The following is a 20,068-nucleotide window of genomic DNA, read 5'->3' on the forward strand; positions in this document are numbered from 1 at the left end:
GGAGAGGGCGCGCCGCGCGGGAGGGCGCGTGCGAGACGTGCGAGACGTGCGAGACGTGCGAGACGTCAGGAGAGCAGGCGCATCACAAGGAACATCGCCAGCGCCGTCAGGAGCATCCCGGCGACGAAGCCGATGATGAGCCCCCGCTTGCCGGCGAGCCAGCTCGGCTCCCGCGCCTGCGGAGGCGCCGGCGCAGCCGCGGGCGGCGCCTGGGGCACGACGACGTGATCGGGCATCGTCGCGCGGCGCTCCAGCACCGTGCGCTGCTCTGCGATGGTCGCGGCGAGCTCGAACGGCACCGACGCCGCCGGGGCCGCCGCCGGGGCTGCCGGCGAGGCGCTGTCGGCCGCGGCCGGCGCTCTCCGCACGACCGCCGCGGAGTCCCCGACGGTCTCCGCGCTCGCCGCGCCGAACCCCATCGCCCCGAACCCCTGCGGGCTCGCCGCCTGGAGCTCGCCGGGTGTCACCGTGGGCATCTGGCTCTCGGCCGGGGGGTGGGACGAGACCAGCCGGAGCGTGTTAGCGGCGCGCGGCGATCTCCTGTCCCACGCCCCCGCCGCCCCGCCGTCGAGCGGGCTCTGCGGCGTCGCCGGGACAGGCACGGAATCGACGCGCACCAGGCCGACCTCGGCCCGCTTCTCGGGTGTGCCCAGCCCGAAGTCCTCGGCGGAGCGGAGCGTCGCCTTCACCTCGCGGCCAGGAGGCGTGATGTCGAGCTCGTCGCCGTCGTCATAGGCCGCCGTGTGGACTCGCACCTTCGCCGGACCGAGCAGCTCGTCGCGACGGACCATGGTGAGCGTGCTGTCGTCGTCCCCGCTCGCGCCGTCGTCCGCGCCCGGCTCGTCCAGGCCGTTCCCCGAGAGCAGCGCCTCGCTGGGGCCGTGGGACCAGGACGGAAGCTGCAGCGAGATCTCCGGCACCGACTCCCCGGCCCAGCGCTGCGGCTCGGCGCCCGCCCCCGGCGCGACCGCCTGCGGATCGAGCGTCTGCGGGAGCTCCGAGGGAGGCGACCCGTGGTGAAGCACCACCGGCGGCGGACGCGCGGCCTCGGCGCCAGCCCTCCCGCCGGCCCCCCCGGAGACGAGCGTCCGGGCCGACTCGATCGAGAGCTCCGCCCTCGGGGCCTGGCCGGAGAGCGGCGCCGACGTCGAGCTCGGCAGCGACGTCAACGGCGGGAGCGACATCGGCCCCCGCTGCAGCGACGCGTCCCGCGAGAACAGCGAGCTCGGCTGCCGGCGCGAGATCGGCCCGAGCCCCACGGCCGTGTCGGGCAGCTCGGCCAGCAGGCAGTGCAGCGTGTACCCGAGCTCACGCGCCGTCTGGTACCTGTCCGCCGGCTCCTTGGCGAGCGCCTTCACGATCAGCGCCTCGAGGCGCGGATGGATCCCGGGCGCGCAGCTGCTCGGCGCCGGCACCGGCGCATGGATGTGGAGCGTCGCCGTGTGGAGCGGCGTCTCGCCCTCGAACGGCAGCCGCCCCGTGACGAGCTGGAACAGGAGGACCCCGCAGGTGTACAGGTCGGCCCGCTGATCCACCGGCAGCAGCCCGCACTGCTCCGGAGCCATGTAGGCCGGCGTGCCGACGAACGTGCCCGCGCGCGTCACGACGGACAGCGGGTCGGCGAGGAGCTCGGGCTCCTCGCCGGACGAGCCCGTGTCGAGGATCTTGGCGATCCCGAAATCGAGCACCTTCACCCGCTCGCCGTGAGGGTGCATGGGATCGGGGACCACCATGACGTTCTCGGGCTTCAGATCACGGTGCACGACGCCCATCTCGTGGGCGACCGCGAGCGCCTCACACACCTCCGAGAGGATGCGGACCGCCCGCGCCTGGCCGATCGCGCCGTGGCGCTCGAGGAGGACGTAGAGGTCGTCCCCCGAGAGCAGCTCCATCACGATGTAGCTGAGGGCGCCCTCGACCCCGTACTCGAAGATCTTGACGGAGTTCGGGTGCTTCACCCGCGCCGCGGCCTTCGCCTCGCGCTGGAAGCGCCGGATGAACGCGCGGTCCGCGGTGAACTCCGGGTTCATGATCTTGATCGCCACCCGGCGGGGCTCGGCGTCGCGCTCCGCGATGAAGACGCTGGCCATGCCGCCCTCGCCGAGGAAGCGGGTGATCGTGAACCGCCCGGCCACCTTGCGGCCGAGGAGCGCCTCATGCCTCATGCGCCAGGCACCTGCCGGCGTCTGCCCCGCTCGCCCGCTTCCGGGCGGCCGCGCCGCATGCCCGCCCCAGGGCGGCCGTGCCCCTCGCGCAGGAGAGCGCTGCGCCCACGGCTGTCCGCGCGCCCGCGCGACCCGCGCGTCCGATGCGAGGGAGAGTGCACGCGGCGACCATACCAAAGAACTCGACAGCCGACGACTTGTCGGCCCCCGGCGGCGCGCGTGCGCGCGTGCGCGCGGGCGCGCCGCGCGCCATCGACCGTCCCGAGCACCGCTGCGTCCGCCGTCACCCCGGAGACGGGCGCCGGTCGCGAGCTCGTCCGGCAACAGTTAACTCTTTAACGCCACCCCCGATGCGCATGTGCGACAGGTGCTTAACTTATCGAAAGAGCTCGCGTTCGAGCGTCGGCGAGCGTTGGCAACGTTCTTGCCTTGGGGGGACTACCTCGCGCTGCGCCCTGTGCGCCGTGAAGGGTCAGCTTGTGCGTCGATCTCGACAGGCAGCTTCCGGAGGATCGTTGATGAATCGAATTTTTAGGCGTGCGGTGCTCCTCGGCACCGTCGCGCTGACCGTCGTGGGGGCGGGCTGCGCCGAGGAGCGGCCGTCCATCAGAAGGGTGCAGAGCGATGCGCTCGCCAAGTCCTTCTTCGTTGGAGGGGACCTGAAAGACATCGTCGATGACCCCGAGTTCTACATGCGGGGTACGGTCGTCGACGTCGGGTACGGCGCCGCCCAAGATGGCCTCTTCACGTCGACCTACGCCCAGCCCGTCTCCCGGATCAAGTGGGAGATCACCGAGCGCCAGCTCAACGCCCGGCTCGCCTACGAGCGCATCGAGGGGACCGACGGCAAGGGCAACAACTACAACGGGCTCACCAAGAAGTCGACGAACGACGGCCAGATCGTCGCGAGCTACGCGATCGAGTCGCATTTCGACATCGTGCGCGACTACAACCCGTCGACCGGCGAGGAGTCGAACGTCATCGTCGAGAACACGAGCGACCGGCTCTGGTACGAGCGCGAGTACATCCGCGTCGACTGGTCCCGCAACCTCGCGACCGACGCCTACAACTTCGACACCCTGTCGCAGATCGGCCTCTACGGAGGTGTCGAGTACGAGCCGCTCGCCTATTACGTCAGCGACCCTGCCTCCGCCGACGCCCCGCGGTTCGACGGCAAGAACGGCTACTTCGACGTCACGACGAAGGCGTTCGCCACGCCCGCGATGCTCGACCTCTCGAGCCTCGGCTGGGGCATCGACAAGTACCCGGCCTGCATGCTCCCTGGCGACTTCGCCGGCGGCACCGACCCGTACGGCAACTGCAACCCGGTCGAGATCACGATCCGGCAGTCGTTCAAGAAGGTGGTCGACAACGACTACGAGCCGGTCGACTTCGACGGCGTGAGGTTCCAGGCCTTCGGCATCTTCAACTTCGATTACCGCTACGGCTACGAGCGCAACTACGGCATCGTGGACAACCAGTGGCGGCGCTTCGCGGCCCGCTACAACCTCTGGAAGCGCAGCCATTTCTACGCGGATCCCGAGGCGATGGAGGGCGCGATCGCCTGCGCGACCCGGGAGACGGCCCCGGGCGGCGACGTGAACGCCGATCCGAACCTCGATGACAACAAGGACGGCACCGCGGACGCGTGCGCGGCGGCCGGCGCCGGCTCGCAGTGCGACGTGTACAAGCAGAAGTGCACGCTGCCTTACACGGAGCGCGAGGCGGTCGTCATCCCCTGGTACGTCGGCGGCAACACGTCGGAGGACATCTTCGAGGCGACCCAGTGGGCGACCGAGGAGTGGGATCTCGCGATGAAGACCGCGATCCAGACGTCGCGCCTCGTCGAGTGCCGGAAGACGGGCGGCCAGGACTGCGACGCGAAGTTCCCGATGTGGAAGGGCCAGCAGGACGACATCGACGAGGCCGTCGCGCTCTCGCGCGCGCTGAACGCGTGCCGCCGCGAGCAGGGCTGGGACGCGTCGGTGTGCGACGACCAGGCCAAGCAGGCCGTGGAGCAGCTCTCTCAGCGGCGCGGCGGCGACCCGGCGACGCTCGCGATCGGGAGCGTCGTCACGCAGCCTTCGGTGATCGTGCTCTGCCACAACCCCATCATCGAGGGCGATCACCCCGCCTGCGGCGACACGAGCGTTCCCCTCGAGGAGCGCGTCGCCCCGCGGCTCGGCGACCTTCGCTACAACAGCGTGCTCATCGTCGAGAAGCCGCAGACCCCGTCGCCCTGGGGCATCATGGTCGACGCCGACGACCCGATCACGGGCGAGAAGGTGGCCGCCAGCATCAACATCTGGAGCCACGTCACCGACTCCGCGGCGCAGCAGCTCGTCGACATCGTCCGCTACATCAACGGCGAGATCCCGACCTCCGAGATCACCGACGGCAAGTACATCCGCGACTGGGCGCAGGCGAGCCGGATGTCCGGCGGCGGCCAGGGGCCCACGATGACGAAGCAGGAGGTCACGTCGCGGCTCGCGAGCGCCACGAAGCTCGACGCCGAGGCGTACGCGGGCCTCGTCGCGCAGGGCGTCTCCCCCCAGCTCAAGTCGCTCATCGAGCCGATGAAGGCGAAGGTCGCCGACATCGCGGTGCGGGGCGACCTCCCCTCCCCGCAGCAGGCGGTCGTGGGCGCCCGCATGAAGGCCGCCCGGGGCAGCCTCGCCGAGTCGGAGCTCCTGAACCCGGCGATGCTGAAGCGGGCGGGCGTCCCCGCCGGCCTGCCCATCGAGGGCCCGCTCGCGGACGCGGCGTCGCCGTTCGCGATGAACAACCCGAAGATGCACTCGCAGCTCCGCCGCATGCACGACAACGCGCTCGCCGAGCGCGGCGCCTGCATCCTGCACGAGGCCCCCGAGGCCTCGGCGATGACGGGCCTCGCGGAGGCGCTCCGCGAGAAGTTCCCCGTCGGCGACGGCGAGACGGCCGACGAGAAGCGGGGGCGCTACGAGAAGATGTTCAAGTACATCCAGCGCCGCTACCAGTACGCGGTCATCGCGCACGAGATGGGGCACTCCATCGGCCTCCGGCACAACTTCGTGAGCAGCTACGCCTCGCTCTTCTTCCGGCCCCAGTACTGGCAGCTCAGGACGAAGAACGGGAAGGTCAAGGCGGAGTGCACCGGTGAGGCGGGCGAGAGCCCGGAGGAGTGCGTCGGGCCCCGCTACTACGACGGGATCACGGACGAAGAGCAGAAGAACATGATCTGGATGTTCCAGCACTCCACGGTCATGGACTACCCGGGCGACGTCTCGCAGGACCTGGTGGGCCTGGGCGTCTACGACTTCGCCGCCGCGCGCTTCTTCTACGGCGACAACGTGAGCGTCTACGACAACGGCGACCGCAACTACCTCGCCGGCGGCAGGGTCGGCGGCGGGCTCCTCGCCGCGACGGACAACTTCGGCGGGCTGGCCGGCATCAAGTACGGCATGTTCGCGAAGGGCAACGCCACGAGCGCGCCCAGCGTCAACGACTTCCACTACTCCCAGCTGCAATCGCAGTACGAGGTCATCCGCGACTGCTACGACGTGGAGGCGACCCCGCCCGCGACGTGGAACGAGCAGCTCGACGGCAAGTGGCACCCGCTCCTCGACGGCGGCATCGTCAAGGTCGGCCAGGAGACGAAGCGCTGCCGCCAGCAGCCGGTGGACTACGTCGGCTGGAAGGAGCTGCGCAAGCCGCAGGACAGCGAGACCGCGATCGGCGCCTTCCGCGGCGGTCCGGCGGTCGACGCCCAGAACCGCGTCCGCGTGCCGTACGGGTTCGCGACCGACAACTGGGCCGACACCGGCAACGTCTCGGTCTTCCGTCACGACAACGGCGCCGACCCGTACGAGCAGCTGATGTTCCTGCTCACCACCCAGGAGAACAGGCACATCCTCGACAACTTCCGGCGCAACCGGACGACGTTCAGCGTCCGCGCCGCGGCGGACAGGTCCTACAGCCGCTACAACGAGAAGATGCTCGGCATCGCCGGCGGCATCGGGTTCTACGGGACGATCTACCAGGATCTCGCGACGAACCAGGGCCTGTCGTTCGACACGCTGTGGCCGCTCCTCGTCGAGGGCAGCCTGCAGGAGAACGTCGTGGCCGCGACGGTGGCGTTCGATCACTTCACGAGGCAGCTCGCCCGCCCGGAGGAGGGGCCGCACTACCTGCGCGATCCGCTGTTCAACGACCCGGTCCTCCGCTCGAACCTCGACGGCGACGACTACGGCGCCGGCGAGGACTTCGGCTCCTTCGGCGGCACGACCAACAGCCCGGTGCTTGTGCAGATCCCGAACGGCTCGACCGGCTACCTGAAGGACATCGGGTTCGGCGGTCACCCGCTCGAGAACAGGAACTCGGAGACCAACGGCGACTTCGACACCGACTACTCGTTCAACGCGGGCAGCTACTACGACAAGATCCACACGGCCATCCTGCTCTCCGAGTCGGAGGACCGGTTCGTGAGCCAGTCCCGCCGCGACTTCTACGACGCCCGCTTCCGCGCGGTCGGCATGGCCGACGTGCTGCCCGAGGGCTACCGCCGCGTGCTCGCCAACGCCCTCACCGGCGATCGCTCGCTCCTCGCGCCTCGCCTCGAGGCCGGCGAGGACGGCTTCCCGGTGCTCGACACGGCGAGCAAGGATCCCGACCCGCTGGCGAAGGAGTTCCCGGCGCGCCCGATGGGCTGGGTCAGCTGGTGGCCGAACGAGGGGCCGAAGGTCTGCTTCCCGACCGACGGGAAGAACCTCTGCACGAACTACATCGGCGGCGACTTCGACCCGGCCGTCGTGGACCGGACCGTCGCGGTCGATCCGCAGATCGGCTGGGAGGTGCAGAAGTTCCTGATCGCGTGGACGCTCGCGAACATCCCCGCGAACGGCAAGACGAACTGGCTCGACATGATGCGCGTCTACCGGCTCGGCAGCGACGCGGACCCGGGCTTCGAGCAGCGCATCGAGTGGCAGGACCCGACGTCCGGGCAGGTCTACTACGCCCGCACGTACGGCATGGAGTGCCTCTTCGGGGCCGGCAAGAACAGGGCGGCCTGCGAGGACTCCGGCGGCAAGTGGGTGCAGAAGGGCATCGCGGCCCGCGTGCTCGAGTACGCCAACGCCCTCACCGCGAAGGGCTACCAGCTCGACGCGAGGCACGAGGCGCAGCCGGGCAACCCGACGGACAGCATCCCCGCGGATCCCGCGTACGTCGCCGACTACGGCCCCGGCTTCAACAAGTACGGTCGCGCGATGATCACGTACCACCCGGACGGCGCCGCGATCATCATCCCGGATCCGGCGATCAAGGACGTGCCCGCGGTCGGCCCGCTCAAGGAGGTGCCGGCGTGCGATCAGAACATCAACGAGAACTGCACCCAGCTCACGATCTACAAGAACCACTACGCGTACGAGCTGAGGGGCTACAAGTCGGTGCCTGACTACCTGCTCAAGATGATGGCCCAGTTCGGCCTCGCCGACCCGGAGCAGCTGGGCATCTTCCCCGACTGAGCCGCGCCTCCTCACGCCGGGGCCCCGCGCCGGGGCCCCGCGCTCCCCCCTCATAAGCGGTTAACCAAGCTTCACGCCGCGTTCTCCTACATCCGAACGTTTACGTGGTCGTTCACGACCTATCGTTGACGACCACGACCACGTAAACGTTCACGTTGTTGACGCCCTGCGCGGCGTCCGGCCGTCCGGGGACATCCGGCCCGAGATCACCTGGCCGAGCCCGCCTGCTGCCGTTGGAGGTCGCGCGGGCGCCAGGGCGGCACTACGCTCGCCGTGGCGCTGCGCGCGCTGCGGCATGATCCCTTCCCCCGCCCTCCACGCCATCGCCCCGGCCCACCGCTCGGACGCGCGGGCCTTCGCGGCCTACCTCATCGAGCACGTCGCCGAGTCCGGCCGGCGCGGAGTGCCCCATTTCGCCATCGCGACGTCGCTCGCCCCCGATGAGGTCGAGCACGGCGCGCGCGACCGCTGGGGCAAGCGGCTCGACGAGCCGCTCTGGGGACGGGCCTGGCTGCTCCGGTCGAGCGAGCCGCGGGCGCGCATCATCGGGCACATCGAGCTCCGCGGCGGCCGCGTCTGGTCCGAGGGCCACCGCGCCGTCGTCGCGATGGGCATCCTCGGCCCCCACACCGGGCAGGGCCACGGCCGGCGCCTGCTCGAGACCGCTATCGCGTGGGCCCGCGACGAGGCGGGCCTCGAGTACCTGGACCTCGGCGTCTTCGCCAACAACGAGCGCGCCAGGCGGCTCTACGCGGGGATGGGGTTCGTCCCGATCGGCACCCGGGAGGACGCGTTCCGGGTCGACGGCGCCATCCTGGATGACATCCAGATGACCCTCGCGCTCCGCTCTCCCGACCCGCGCGCGGTCGCCCCGTCGGAGCGCTGAGCCGCGGCGCGGGCGTCCCCGGGCCCGCCCGCGGCCGGCCCGGGCCCCGCACGAGCGCCGGACGCGCGCTGGAGGGTACCCGCCGCGGCGCAGATGCGTCATGAGGACAGCGCCGTTCAGGCGCCCGTCCGGAGGCCCGGCCATCGCCGGCCCGGTCGCCGGCGGTCGTCACCGCAGTCCATCGCCACCGAAAGCCACCATGCTCCGCTCGCCGCTCCTGCCGATCTTCCTTACCGTCTTCGTCGACGTCCTCGGCCTCACGCTCGTCCTCCCCCTCCTGCCGTTCTACGCCGAGCACTTCGGCGCCAGCGAGCTCGTGGTCGGCGTGCTCGCGGCGAGCTACGCGGTCTGTCAGCTCGTCTCCGGGCCGATCCTCGGCCGGATCTCGGACCGGGTGGGCCGCAAGCCGACGCTGCTCGCGAGCCAGACCGGCACGTTCATCGGGTTCCTGGTGATCGGCTCGGCGGGCTCGCTCTGGATGCTCTTCCTCGGGAGGATCATCGACGGGCTCACGGCCGGGAACCTGACGATCGCGCAGGCGTACATCAGCGACGTGACCCGGCCCGAGGAGCGCACCAAGGCGTTCGGCCTGATCGGCATCGCCTTCGGCTCCGGGTTCCTGCTCGGCCCGGCCATCACGGGGGAGCTCGCGAGCCGCTTCGGCTACGGCGCGCCGGCGTACGGCGCGGCGGCGCTCTCGCTCCTGTCCGTCCTCCTCACGGCCACGCTGCTCCCGGCGAAGCCGCCCTTGCCGGCGGCCCAGGACGGGGCGACCTCCGCGGCCGCCCGGCCGGCGTCGCTCGGCCGCGGGGACGCCTTCCGCCGCTACTTCGACCGGCCGCTCCCGCGCCGCCGGCTGCTCGAGTTCTTCGCCTTCTCCCTCTCCTTCTCGACGCTCATCGGCGGCCTTGCGCTCTTCCTCGAGCGGCGCTTCGCGTTCGGCGTCAAGGAGACGGGCTACCTCTACGCCTTCTCCGGCCTCATCGGCGGCAGCATCCAGGGCGGCCTGATCGGCCGGCTGGCGAAGCGGTACGGCGAGGAGCGGCTCGCGCTGATCGGCTTCGCCACGATGGTGGTCGGCTACGGCCTGCTCGGCGTCGCGTACACCCTGCCCGTGCTGCTCGCGCTCGTGGGGATCGCGGCGTTCGGCGCGGCGGTGGTGCGGCCGGCCGTCACCACGCTCCTCACGAAGAGCGTCGGCCGCGACGAGCAGGGCGCGGCGCTCGGCGTGAGCCAGTCGCTGGCGAGCATCTCGCAGATCATCGGCCCCATCGGCGCCGGCTGGCTGATCGAGCACCGGGCGCTCGCGGCGTACGGCCTGATGGCGGCGACCTTCGCCGCCCTCGGCGTCCTCCTCGGCCTGCAGAAGATCCCCGTCAGCGAGCCGATCGAGCTCTGAGCGGCCTGCTCAGGCGCGCGCCCCCTTCACAAAGGGTAGGAGGGCGTCGACGAGCGCCGGCGTGGCGTCGTCGAGACGCCGGGGGTTGTGCCACGCGAACGGCTCGACGAGGCGCGACGGCCGGAGGCCGAGCTTGCCGCGCGAGCACTCCACGAGGAGCGACAGCGCCCCGTGGCGATCGTGGAGCCAGTCGATCTCCAGGCCCGCCTTGCGGACGCCCCAGGCGAAGCGGACGTGGGACATGGCGCGGTACGGCCTACGGTCCGCGGCGCGCGCGACGCGCAGCGCGAAGGCGCGGTGCTCGGCGGCGTCGGCCACAGGCCAGAGGCTGTGCGCCGGCGGGTACAGCACGGCGCCGCCGGCGCTGTGCAGCGACAGGGCGCGGTCGATCCGGCGCGACGACAGCGCGTGCGCGATGGCCTCCACCTCCGGCTCGCTGGCGGGGCGGCTGCCGGGCGAGAAGAGGAGCCCGATGAAGCGCTGGATGAGGCCGCGCTCGTACCATCCCGCGTCGAAGTTCCGGTTCAGGTCGACGCCCCGGGCATTGCCGCGCACGTACCGGTGTCGCCCCGCGCGGAGGTTCATCTCGACGCGGAGGAGCCCATCCGGGTTCACGATCGGGACGGCGAGGATCGACCGGCCGCCGAGATCCTGGGTCGCGAGGCGATCGAGCAGCGCGAGGTGGGCCTCGATGCCGATCCACTCGAGGGGGTGGATCCCGGACAGGATCACCGTCGTCCGCACGCGCTCGCGCGACCCGGCTCCCGTCGAGGAGCGCAGGCTGGCGCGCTCGGCGCGCTCGCTCAACGGAGCGAGCGCGGCGTCGCTCGGCGCCGGGTCGTCCGCGCCGCCCGGCGCGCGGCTGCCATCGGCATCCGCATTTGCATCCGGGTCTGCATCCAGCGTGCCGTGGAAAGGGACGCCATGGAACGAGACGCCGTTCGCAACGCTCCGTCCTCCGTGGGCGCTCGGCGCCAGGAGGCCCGCGGCTTGCTTCTCGCCGCGTGCAGCGGCCAGGCCGGCTGCGCCGAGGTGAACGGCGAGCAGCGGTTCGCCCCGGATCGAGCGCCCGATCAGCGTGACCTGCGCCCCGCGGTCGGCGAGCCGCTCGATCGCCTCCAGGAGCTCGCCGTACCCGCGGTAGGGACCGAGCCCGCGGCGAGCGAGCAGACGGGACAGCGGCGCGCGTCGGTGTACAAAGAGGGCCGCCCTCAGGGCAGCCCGGCCTTGCTCTTCCGACGCCTGATCGGACTTCGGCATGCAGGGCTCACCTTTACCCTAGATGGCACGAACTATAGACCACCGGCCGCGCGTTCGTGCGATCCGGACCAGGTCAAACCAGGGATTACCGTGGCAGCGGGCGCGCGTATGGAATTCGACGGCAACGGGTGGGCGGAAGGACGTATCGAGCTGCTGCCTCCGAGCCAGGGGTGGTCGCTGCTGTCGCCGGAGCCCGAGGCGCGGATCGACGAGCACCGCTGGGCACATCAGGCGCGCGTCTTCTTCGGAGCGGAGCTCACGCTCGTACAGAAGAAGGCGTACCCGTCGGGGACCACGCCGATGGCCGACGCCGTCGAAGTGGACATCGCGCGCACCGCCTCTTCTTCTACGCCGCGCACGTCGAGCCGCGTGCTCGTCGCGACGGTGCCGCTGGATCGCGCGCCGCTCGTGCGCGCGGCGGCCGCGGCGGGGGTGCAGGCGATCGGCGGGCGCGGGTTCGACGCGCTGCTCGCGCGGGCACGGCGGGTCTGGCAGGTACAAGAGCCGGCGATCGTCGGCGACGACGGGCGAGCGCCCCTGGTCGTCACCGCGGTGCTCGCGGCGGTGCTGCTCGCGCCCGTGGTGCCGCCCGGCGAAGAGACGATCTTCGGGGTGAAGGGGGCCAGAGAGCGGCTGCAGCGGCTCGGCTGGTGACGGGGCGGCGCGCCGCGCCCGTCCTCGGCCGCCTGCCGGGCAATGTTGTCCTCGGCGCTCTGAGGTGCCTGCTCGCCGGGCGCCTGTACTAGCGTGCGCGCCCGTGCGCTCCCGCTTCCCGCTCGTGGCCGCCCTGTTCTTCGTCTCTGGCGCGACCGGCCTCCTCTACGAGGTCGCCTTCTCCAAGCTGCTCGCCTACGTCTTCGGCGCCACCGCGTATGCCGTGAGCACGGTCCTCGCCGCCTTCATGGGCGGCCTCGCCCTCGGCGCGCACCTCGGCGGCCGCCACGCCGCGTCCGCGCGCCGCCCGCTCGTCGTCTACGGCGCGCTCGAGGCGATCGTCGGCGCGATCTGCGCCGTCTCGCCGTTCCTGTTCGAGGCGCTGACCTCGGCCTACGTCGCCGTCGCCCGCGCGGCGCCCGACTCGCTCGCGCTGCTCACCGCGGCGCGCGCCGCGCTGACCGCCCTCGTGGTCGTCGTCCCCACGGTCGCGATGGGCGCCACGCTCCCGGTGCTCTCGCGCATCCTCCGCGCCGGCGCCGCGCCCGACGGCGGCGCGCCCCCCGCCGCGGACCACGACGCCGCGCGCCGCCTCGCCTCGCTGTACGCCATCAACACGGCGGGCGGCGCGGCCGGCGCGCTCTCCGGCGCCTACGTCGTCCTCCCGCACCTGGGCGTCCGAGGCGCGCTCTGGTCCGCGGCGATCGCCAACCTCGCCCTCGGCGCCGTCGCGATCTCCGCCGGGCTCCGCGGCCCGGCGCCCGCGCTCGACGCCGCGGCGGCGGCTCGCGCTGCCGGGGCCCGCTCCCCCGAGGCCCGCTCCCTGGACGCCCCCCTCCCCGCCCCCGCCGACCGCGGCGAGCCGGCGTTCCTGCTCCCGCTCGCGTTCGCCTCGGGCTTCCTTGTCTTCGCCGCCGAGGTCGTCCAGACGCACCTGCTCGCGCTGCTCATCGGCAACAGCGCCTACGCCTTCGGGCTGATGCTCGCCGTCTTCCTCGTCTGCCTCGCGGCCGGCGCCGCGCGCTCGCATGTCCTCGCGCGCCGCCACGGCGAGGGCGCGCTCTGGCGCGGGCTCGTCTCCGCGGCCCTCTCGCTCGCGGCCACCATCCCGCTCTGGGACCAGCTCCCGCGGATCTTCGCCTTCGCGGGCAAGCACGTCGACAGCTGGGCCGGCCGCGAGGCGTGCCGCGCGCTCGCCGCGCTCGCGATCCTCGCGCTGCCCACGCTGTGCATGGGCACCACCTTCCCCCTCCTCCTCGCGCGCGCCGCCGCGCACGCCGACGTGGCCGCGCGCGTCGGCAGGCTCACCTCCGCCAACACCCTCGGCACGATCGCCGGATCCATCGTCACCGGCTACCTGCTCCTGCCCGCGCTCGGCTCGGAGCGCGCGCTCCTCGCGATCGCGCTCGCCTTCGCCCTGACCGCCGTCCTCGCCGCCGCGCGCGCCCGCGCCGAGCTCCCCCGCGCCCTCGCCCTCGCCGCCGCCGCGGCCGCCCTCGCCGCCCTCGCGCCCCGCTGGGACATGGCGCGCCTCACGAGCGGCGCGAACGTCTACTTCGCCATGGGTCCGCGCCCCGAGCGCATCGACTTCGTGCGCGAGGACGTGCACGGCGGCGTCACCACCGTCGCGCACCGCGCCAGCGTCTCGACCATGTACACGAACGGCAAGTTCCAGGGCGACGACGGCCCCGAGATGACGGCGCAGCGGCGGTTCGCGCACTTCCCCTCGCTCTTCGTCCGCGACGAGCGCGCCGCGCTCGTCATCGGCCTCGGCACCGGCACGACGACCGGCACCATCGCCGCCTACCCCTTCGAGCGCATCGACGTCGTCGAGATCTCGCCCGCCATCGTCGAGGCCTCTCGCCGCTTCTTCGCGGGCCCGAGCCTCCAGGCGCTCGACGATCCCCGCGTGCGCCTCTCGCTCAACGATGGCAGGAACGAGCTGCTCGTCGCGCAGCGCCGCTACGGCCTCATCACGATCGAGCTCTCCAGCGTCTGGTTCGCGGGCGCCGCGAGCCTCTACAGCCGCGAGTTCTACGAGCTCGCCCGGTCCCGGCTCGCCGAGGGCGGCGTCCTGCAGCAATGGGTGCAGCTTCACCACATCCGGCGGCGCGAGCTCGCCGTCGTGGTGCGGACGATGCGCAGCGCGTTCCCGCACGTCGCGCTGTTCGTGGGCGGCGCGCAGGGCATCCTCGTCGCGAGCGGCGCGCCGCTCGTCGCCTCGGAGGCGCGCCTCGCCAGGCTCGACGCGCGCCCGTCGCTCCAGGCGACGCTCGCCGGCGCGCGGCTCGAGGACCTCCTCGACGCCCTCGTCACCTCGGGCGACGATCTCGACCGCTTCGTCGCCGACGCGGCCGAGGACGGCGGCCCGATCCTGTCCACGGACGACAACCTCTACCTCGAGTACGCCACGCCGAAGGGGAACGTGCTCCCGTACGGCGCGTCGCTCGACGCGACGCTCGCGCTCCTCGAGCGGTACCGGACGCGGGCGCCGCGCACGCGGCACCTCGCGCCCTGAGGTCGCTCAGCCCCCGCCCGCGGGCGCCGCGCCCCCGCCGTCACGTGGCGGCGCGCTCTCCTTGGCCGGCGCGCTCGGCGCGGGGGGCTCGCCCTCCTGCGCTTCCGACGTGGCCCGCGGCTTGACCTGCACCGGCTTGATCTCGTCGCCCGTCGCCACGAAGCCCTTGCGGGGCGGCGGCGCCTTGAGCTGCGCGGCCTGCTCCGCGCGCTGCTTGCGCTGCTCGAGGCTCAGCACCTCCAGCGCCAGGCCGCCCCTGTACGGATCCTGCCCCAGGAAGGGGCGCCCGTTCACCTCGGCCACGTGGAACTCGACCCGGCGGTTCTCGCTGCGGCCTGCCGCCATCTCGTTCGGCCCGAGCGGGCGCGACTCGCCGAAGCCCACGGCGATCAGCCGGTCGCTCTCGACCTCGTGATCGACCAGCCAGTCGGCGACCGCGAGGGCGCGCCGGGCGCTGAGCGCCTGGTTGTGCTCCTCGCTCGACTGCGCGTCCGTGTGCCCCTCGATCCGCAGCCGCGTCACCTCGGGGTGCTCCTTGATGAACTGGAGCAGCGTCTCCAGCGTCTTCTCGCTGCCCGGCCGGATCGTCGCCTTGCTCGTGTCGAAGACGATCTTGCCCTCGATGTAGACCTGGCTCTCCCCGCCCTGCTCCGACCAGGGCTTCTCCGGGTACCATCGCGGGAGCGCCTGCTGCTCCTCGGCGCGCGGCAGCTCCCGCGGCGGCAGCCGGTTGTCGCTGCACCCCTGTCCAGCAAACGCGGCGGCCGCGAGCGCCGCCGCGAGCGCGAACGGCAGGGAGGTGCGGGCGGCCTGCTTCCTCTTCGGGTCCATGTCGCCCTGCAGCGTGTCAGAACCGGCGCTCGGACCGCAAGTAACCTGGCGGACGCCGGGCCGACCGGCGCGGAACGCGGCTTATGGTAAGAGGATCGCCATGTCCGCGCTGTCGTCCACGCCCGAGGGCTCGCCCATCGATCCCAAGCTCACCGGGCTGCGCGCCCGGCTCCGGGAGCTCGGATCGGTCCTCGTCTGCTACTCCGGCGGGGTCGACAGCGCCTTCGTCCTCGCGGTCGCGCACCAGGAGCTCGGCCCGAGGGCCGTCGGGATGACCGCGGTCTCGCCGAGCCTCGCGCCGGCCGAGAAGGAAGAGGCCACCTCGATCGCCCGGCTGATCGGCGCCGACCACCGGCTCGTCGAGTCGTCCGAGATCGACGATCCGAGCTACGTCGCGAACAACCCGGATCGCTGCTTCCACTGCAAGAGCGAGCTCTACCGGATCGCCGCGCGAAAGCGGTCCGAGTGGGCGCTCGCGGCGATCGTGAACGGCACCAACACCGACGACCTCGGCGACTACCGCCCCGGGCTGGAGGCGGCGCGGGAGGCGGGCGTGCTGAGCCCCCTCGTCGAGCTCGGCTTCAGCAAGGCCGACGTCCGCGCCGGCGCGGCGCGCGTCGGCCTGCCCATCTGGGACAAGCCGGCCGCGGCCTGCCTCTCCAGCCGGATCCCTTACGGGACCAGCGTCACGCGCGAGCGGCTCGCGCAGATCGGCGGCTTCGAGGCGGCGCTGCGCGGCCTCGGGTTCCGTCAGGTCCGCGTCCGCTACCACGACGAGCTCGCGCGCATCGAGCTCGACGCGGGCGAGCTCGCGCGCGCCGCCGAGCCGCCCGTGCGCGCCGAGATCGTGGCCGCCGGCAAGCGGCACGGCTTCCGGTACGTGACGCTCGATCTCGGCGGGTACAGGACCGGAAGCCACAACGAGGTCCTCGTCGGCCGCGCCCTCAAGATCGTGAGCTGATCTCGCTGGAGCCGCGCGGCCTCAGACGAGCGAGGAGCGCACGACCTTGGCGCGCTCGTCGCGTTCCTTCAGGTGCTCGAGGATGATCACCGCCGTCTCCTCGATGGCGCGCTTGGTGACGTCGACCACCGGCCACTCGGGGTGCGCGGCGAAGAGGCGGTTCGCGAAGTCGAGCTCCTGGCGGACGTGCTCGCGCATCGCGTAGTTGGTCTCGGAGGGCATCCCGAGCTGGCGCAGCCGCGCCTGCCGGATCTCGCAGAGCTGATCGATCCCGATGGTCAGCCCGACGACCCGATCCTGGTGGGCCTCCATCAGCTCGAGCGGCGGCGGGACGCCGAGCACCAGGGGCAGGTTCGCGACCTTGAGGCCGCGCTGCGCGAGCAGCGTCGACAGCGGCGTCTTCGACGTGCGCGAGACGCCGACGAGGACGATGTCGGCCCTCTTGAAGTTCCGCGGCTCCTTGCCGTCGTCGCTCTTCACCGCGAACTCCACCGCCTCGATGCGCCGGAAGTACTCCTCGCTCAGCGGGAGCATCGCGCTCGGCAGGTTGATCGGCTCCCGGTCGAGGAAGGTGCCGAGCCGGACGATGAGCGAGCCGATCAGATCGATCGCCTCGATGTTCAGCTCGGCGGTGGACGCGTGCAGGAACTCGCGCAGCTCGGGGCTCACCACGGTGAACACGACGAGCGCGCCCTCCCGTGCCGCGCGCTCGAGCACCGGCCGCGCGACCTCCGGCGTGCGCACCCGGGTGTGGAGGCGGATCTGCACCCCCGCGTCCGGGTACTGGAGGAGCGCGGCGCGCACGGCCTTCTCCGCCGTCTCTCCGGTGGAGTCGCTCAGGACGTCGATGAACTTCGCCTTGTCCATGTCCGATCCCTCCGTCGCCATTTCGGCTCAGGCGCTCGAGGCAGGGCTCGTGCCTCGGCGTTCAGCAGAGCGCGGAGGATCGCGCGCGGCCGCGCGCCACGTCAACCAAACAGCCCCTTCAGCTTCTCCATGAACGTGGCCTGCTGAGGCTGCACGTTCTCGCCGAGATCCTTCGCCAGCTGCGCGATGAGCTCCCGCTGCGTCGCGGTGAGCTGCGTCGGCACCTCGACGCTCACCTCGACGAGCTGGTCGCCGCGCCCGCCCACGACGCGGCGTGGTATGCCTCTGCCCTTGATCCGGAGCACCGCGCCGGGCTGCGTGCCCGGGGGGATGCGGAGCCGGCCCTTCCCCTCCAGGGTCGGGATCTCCAGCTCACCGCCGAGCGCCGCGCGTGCGAACGAGATCGGCACGGAGCACACCACGTCGTCGCCGACGCGGCGGAAGAGCTCGTGCGGCGAGACGCGGATGGTGAGCTCAAGATCGCCCGGCCCCCGGTCGGAGCGGACGGCGTTGCCGCCGCGCTCCACGAGCCGGGTCGCGCCGTTCTCCACGCCCGGAGGGATCGTCACCTCGATGGTCTTCTGCTTCGCCGCGAGGCCGGCGCCGCGGCACGTCCGGCACGGGTCGGTCACGATCCGCCCCGTGCCGCGGCACCGCCCGCAGGGGCGCTCGATCGCGATGGGGAACATCCCCTGCTGCATCCGGACGCGGCCGCGGCCCGAGCACGCCGAGCAGCGCTCGGTCGACGCGCCGGGCGCGGAGCCCGAGCCGGCGCAGTCGCCGCACGGCTCGACGCGATCGTAGGTGATCTCCTTCGTGCAGCCGAACGCCGCCTCCTCGAAGGTGATCCGCACCTCCTTCTGCAGCGTCCCGCGGTCGCCGACCCGGATACCCAGGGCGCCGAGGAGATCGCCGAAGATGGCGTCCAGGTTGAGGTCCTGCATGTCGAAGGGCACGCCCGGGACCCCCGAGCCGGCGGAGGCGCCGACGGCGGCGGGGCCGAACCGATCGAACGCCGCGCGCTTCTGCGGATCGCTCAGGATCTGGTAGGCCGCGTTCAGCTCCTTGAAGCGGACGTGCGCGCCCTGATCCCCCGGGTTCTTGTCGGGATGGTGCTGGCCGGCGAGCCGCCGGAAGGCGCTCTTGATTTCATCCTGCGTCGAGGAACGCTCGACGCCCAATACTTCGTACGGATCCCGCACGACGTGCGAAATAGCATCGATCGCCCTCCCGGGACAGCGGCTACCGGGCCGCCTAATCCGCGGATTTCCCTTCGGGCCCCGCGAGTTCGCGCTTCATCACCTTGCCCGTCGGGTTGCGCGGCAGCGCGTCGACGAAGACGACCTCGCGCGGGACCTTCGGGCCCGCGAGCCGCGCGCGGCAGTGGGTCCGGATGTCGTCCTCGCTCGCGGCCGCGCCGGGGCGCAGGGCGACGACCGCGCGCACGCGCTCCCCGAAGGCGCGGTCCGGGACGCCCACCACCGCGGCCTCGGCGACCGCCGGGTGCTCGTGGAGGATCGACTCCACCTCGGCGGGGTACACGTTCACGCCCCCCGAGATGATGAGCTCCCGCTTGCGGCCCTCGAGGTGGTAGCAGCCGCGCGCGTCGCGGCGGGCGAGGTCGCCGACCGAGAAGTAGCCGTCGCGCGTCGACTCGCGCGTGGCGCCTGGGTCCCTGTGGTAGCCGGAGACCAGCAACGAGCTCCTCACGTAAAGCTCACCCACCTCGCCGTCCTGGCACGGCGTCCCGTCCTCGCGCAGGAGCATCAGCTCGCTGCCGGCGACGGGGCGCCCGATGGTGCCCGGCGAGGCGCGCAGATCCCCGGGGCCCGCGATCGTCACGATGCCCGTCTCGGTCGCGCCGTAGAAGTTGAAGAGCCGGTCGCCGAACGCCGCCATCACCTCCGCCGCGAGCGCCGGCGAGAGCGGCGCACCGCCCACGAAGATCGCGGTGAGCGACGACGTGTCGTAGGCGCTGAGCCGCGCCTCGCCGAGCTCGAGGACGCGGTGGAGCATCGTCGGGACGACCGCCGTGGTGGTCACGCGGTACCGCTGGATCGCCTCGAGGAAGAGCTCGGGCTGGAACTCCGGGAGGATGACGATCGTGGCGCCGACGATGAGCGACAGGTTGACGAAGCCGAGCGCCGTGAGGTGGTAGAGCGGGCACACGGCGAGGTGCACGTCCCCCGCGCGCATCGGGGTCGCGCCGATGGCCCCGAGCGCCGGCAGGACGATGCCGCCGCCGAAGCCGCGCACCGCGCCCTTCGGCTTGCCGGTGGTGCCGGACGTGTACATCACCACCGCGGCGCGCTCGCTCCGATCCGGCGAGGCGCCCCGCTCGGCGGCGAGATCGTCGAACGCGGCGAGGAGGTCGTCGAGGTGCGAGAAGCCCGGGGCGCGCTCGCCGATCGCGATCATCTCCTCGGGCGGGATGCCCTCGAGCCGCGGCGCGGCCTCGCGGATCACGCCGGCGATGTCGGAGTCGAACAGGAGCAGGCGCGCCCCGGAGTGGCCGGCGAGGTAGGCGAGCTCCGCGGGGGTCGATCGCCACGAGGCCGCCACCACGGACGCGCCGACGCGGGCCAGCGCGACCTGGCACATCAGGAACTCGGGGCGGTTCTTGAGCGCGAGCAGCACGGTGACGCCCGGGCCGACGCCGCGCCGGTCGAGCGCGGAGCCCACCCGATCGATGGCCTCGTTCAGCGCGAAGAAGGAGTAGACCCGATCCTCGGCCGCGGGCCCCGCGCCTCGCTCCGCCGCGCGGGGCGCGAGGCTCAGCGGCTCGATCACCGCGATCCGGTGCGGGTTGTTCTCGGCGTGGAAACGGAACAAGAGCGACGGGTTCGCCTTGCCTCTCGCGAGCTCGCGCGCGAGCACCTTGAGCCCCGGCCAACGCAGCGCGGCGAGCAACCCCGCCTGCGTCACTGCCCGCCCGGCGGCGAGCGTCGCGTCGATCGTGCCTCGCCCGCTCGCCAGCGCGGCCCTGACCCCTCCGAGTCGCATGGCCGGCGACTTTACTCTCACCC

General features: G+C 72.3%; 12 protein-coding genes. 6 read left to right on the forward strand and 6 right to left on the reverse strand.

What is annotated here, in order from left to right:
- Positions 1-65: 65 nt before the first annotated feature.
- The gene (locus WMF45_RS32670) at positions 66-2,165 is read right to left on the reverse strand and encodes a serine/threonine-protein kinase (protein WP_437708977.1); all 2,100 of its coding nucleotides are present in this window, start codon (positions 2,163-2,165) and stop codon (positions 66-68) included.
- A 518-nt stretch (positions 2,166-2,683) separates the two neighbouring features.
- Here WMF45_RS32670 and WMF45_RS32675 point away from each other — a divergent pair.
- The 3 genes from WMF45_RS32675 (at position 2,684) to WMF45_RS32685 (ending at position 9,951) form a co-directional block, all read left to right on the forward strand.
- Positions 2,684-7,666 carry a zinc-dependent metalloprotease gene (locus WMF45_RS32675; RefSeq protein WP_437708979.1) on the forward strand — a complete coding sequence of 1,661 codons (4,983 nt, stop codon included), beginning with the start codon at positions 2,684-2,686 and terminating at the stop codon, positions 7,664-7,666.
- 295 nt (positions 7,667-7,961) lie between these two features.
- A complete protein-coding gene (locus WMF45_RS32680) occupies positions 7,962-8,552 on the forward strand; it encodes an N-acetyltransferase family protein (protein ID WP_437708980.1) in 591 nt (196 codons plus the stop codon).
- A 199-nt stretch (positions 8,553-8,751) separates the two neighbouring features.
- Positions 8,752-9,951: an MFS transporter gene (locus WMF45_RS32685; RefSeq protein ID WP_437708982.1), complete on the forward strand. Its 1,200-nt coding sequence runs from the start codon at positions 8,752-8,754 to the stop codon at positions 9,949-9,951.
- Positions 9,952-9,960: 9 nt separating this feature from the next.
- On the opposite strand, the gene WMF45_RS32690 is transcribed toward WMF45_RS32685, so the two are convergent.
- Positions 9,961-11,211, reverse strand: a complete 1,251-nt coding sequence (locus WMF45_RS32690; protein ID WP_437708984.1) for a M14 family metallopeptidase — start codon at positions 11,209-11,211, stop codon at positions 9,961-9,963.
- Between the two features lie 108 nt (positions 11,212-11,319).
- Here WMF45_RS32690 and WMF45_RS32695 point away from each other — a divergent pair, with 108 nt between their 5' ends.
- Positions 11,320-11,865: a hypothetical protein gene (locus WMF45_RS32695; RefSeq protein WP_437708985.1), complete on the forward strand. Its 546-nt coding sequence runs from the start codon at positions 11,320-11,322 to the stop codon at positions 11,863-11,865.
- Positions 11,866-11,968: 103 nt separating this feature from the next.
- The gene (locus WMF45_RS32700; RefSeq protein WP_437708987.1) at positions 11,969-14,383 is read left to right on the forward strand and encodes a fused MFS/spermidine synthase; all 2,415 of its coding nucleotides are present in this window, start codon (positions 11,969-11,971) and stop codon (positions 14,381-14,383) included.
- 6 nt (positions 14,384-14,389) lie between these two features.
- On the opposite strand, the gene WMF45_RS32705 is transcribed toward WMF45_RS32700, so the two are convergent.
- Positions 14,390-15,214 carry an OmpA family protein gene (locus tag WMF45_RS32705; protein ID WP_437708989.1) on the reverse strand — a complete coding sequence of 275 codons (825 nt, stop codon included), beginning with the start codon at positions 15,212-15,214 and terminating at the stop codon, positions 14,390-14,392.
- 100 nt (positions 15,215-15,314) lie between these two features.
- On the opposite strand from WMF45_RS32705, the gene larE reads away from it, so the two are divergent.
- The gene (gene larE / locus WMF45_RS32710) at positions 15,315-16,175 is read left to right on the forward strand and encodes an ATP-dependent sacrificial sulfur transferase LarE (RefSeq protein ID WP_437708991.1); all 861 of its coding nucleotides are present in this window, start codon (positions 15,315-15,317) and stop codon (positions 16,173-16,175) included.
- Between the two features lie 21 nt (positions 16,176-16,196).
- On the opposite strand, the gene WMF45_RS32715 is transcribed toward larE, so the two are convergent.
- From WMF45_RS32715 to WMF45_RS32725, 3 genes are all read right to left on the reverse strand, one after another.
- A complete protein-coding gene (locus WMF45_RS32715; protein WP_437542827.1) occupies positions 16,197-17,042 on the reverse strand; it encodes a pyruvate, water dikinase regulatory protein in 846 nt (281 codons plus the stop codon).
- Between the two features lie 101 nt (positions 17,043-17,143).
- Positions 17,144-18,244: a molecular chaperone DnaJ gene (gene dnaJ / locus WMF45_RS32720; protein WP_437708993.1), complete on the reverse strand. Its 1,101-nt coding sequence runs from the start codon at positions 18,242-18,244 to the stop codon at positions 17,144-17,146.
- A gap of 52 nt (positions 18,245-18,296) precedes the next feature.
- Positions 18,297-20,045: a class I adenylate-forming enzyme family protein gene (locus WMF45_RS32725; RefSeq protein WP_437708995.1), complete on the reverse strand. Its 1,749-nt coding sequence runs from the start codon at positions 20,043-20,045 to the stop codon at positions 18,297-18,299.
- Between the last annotated feature and the right edge of the window lie 23 nt (positions 20,046-20,068).

Origin of the sequence: Sorangium sp. So ce448, from assembly GCF_051520915.1 — a bacterium.
Lineage (GTDB): Bacteria > Myxococcota_A > Polyangia > Polyangiales > Polyangiaceae > Sorangium > Sorangium cellulosum_B.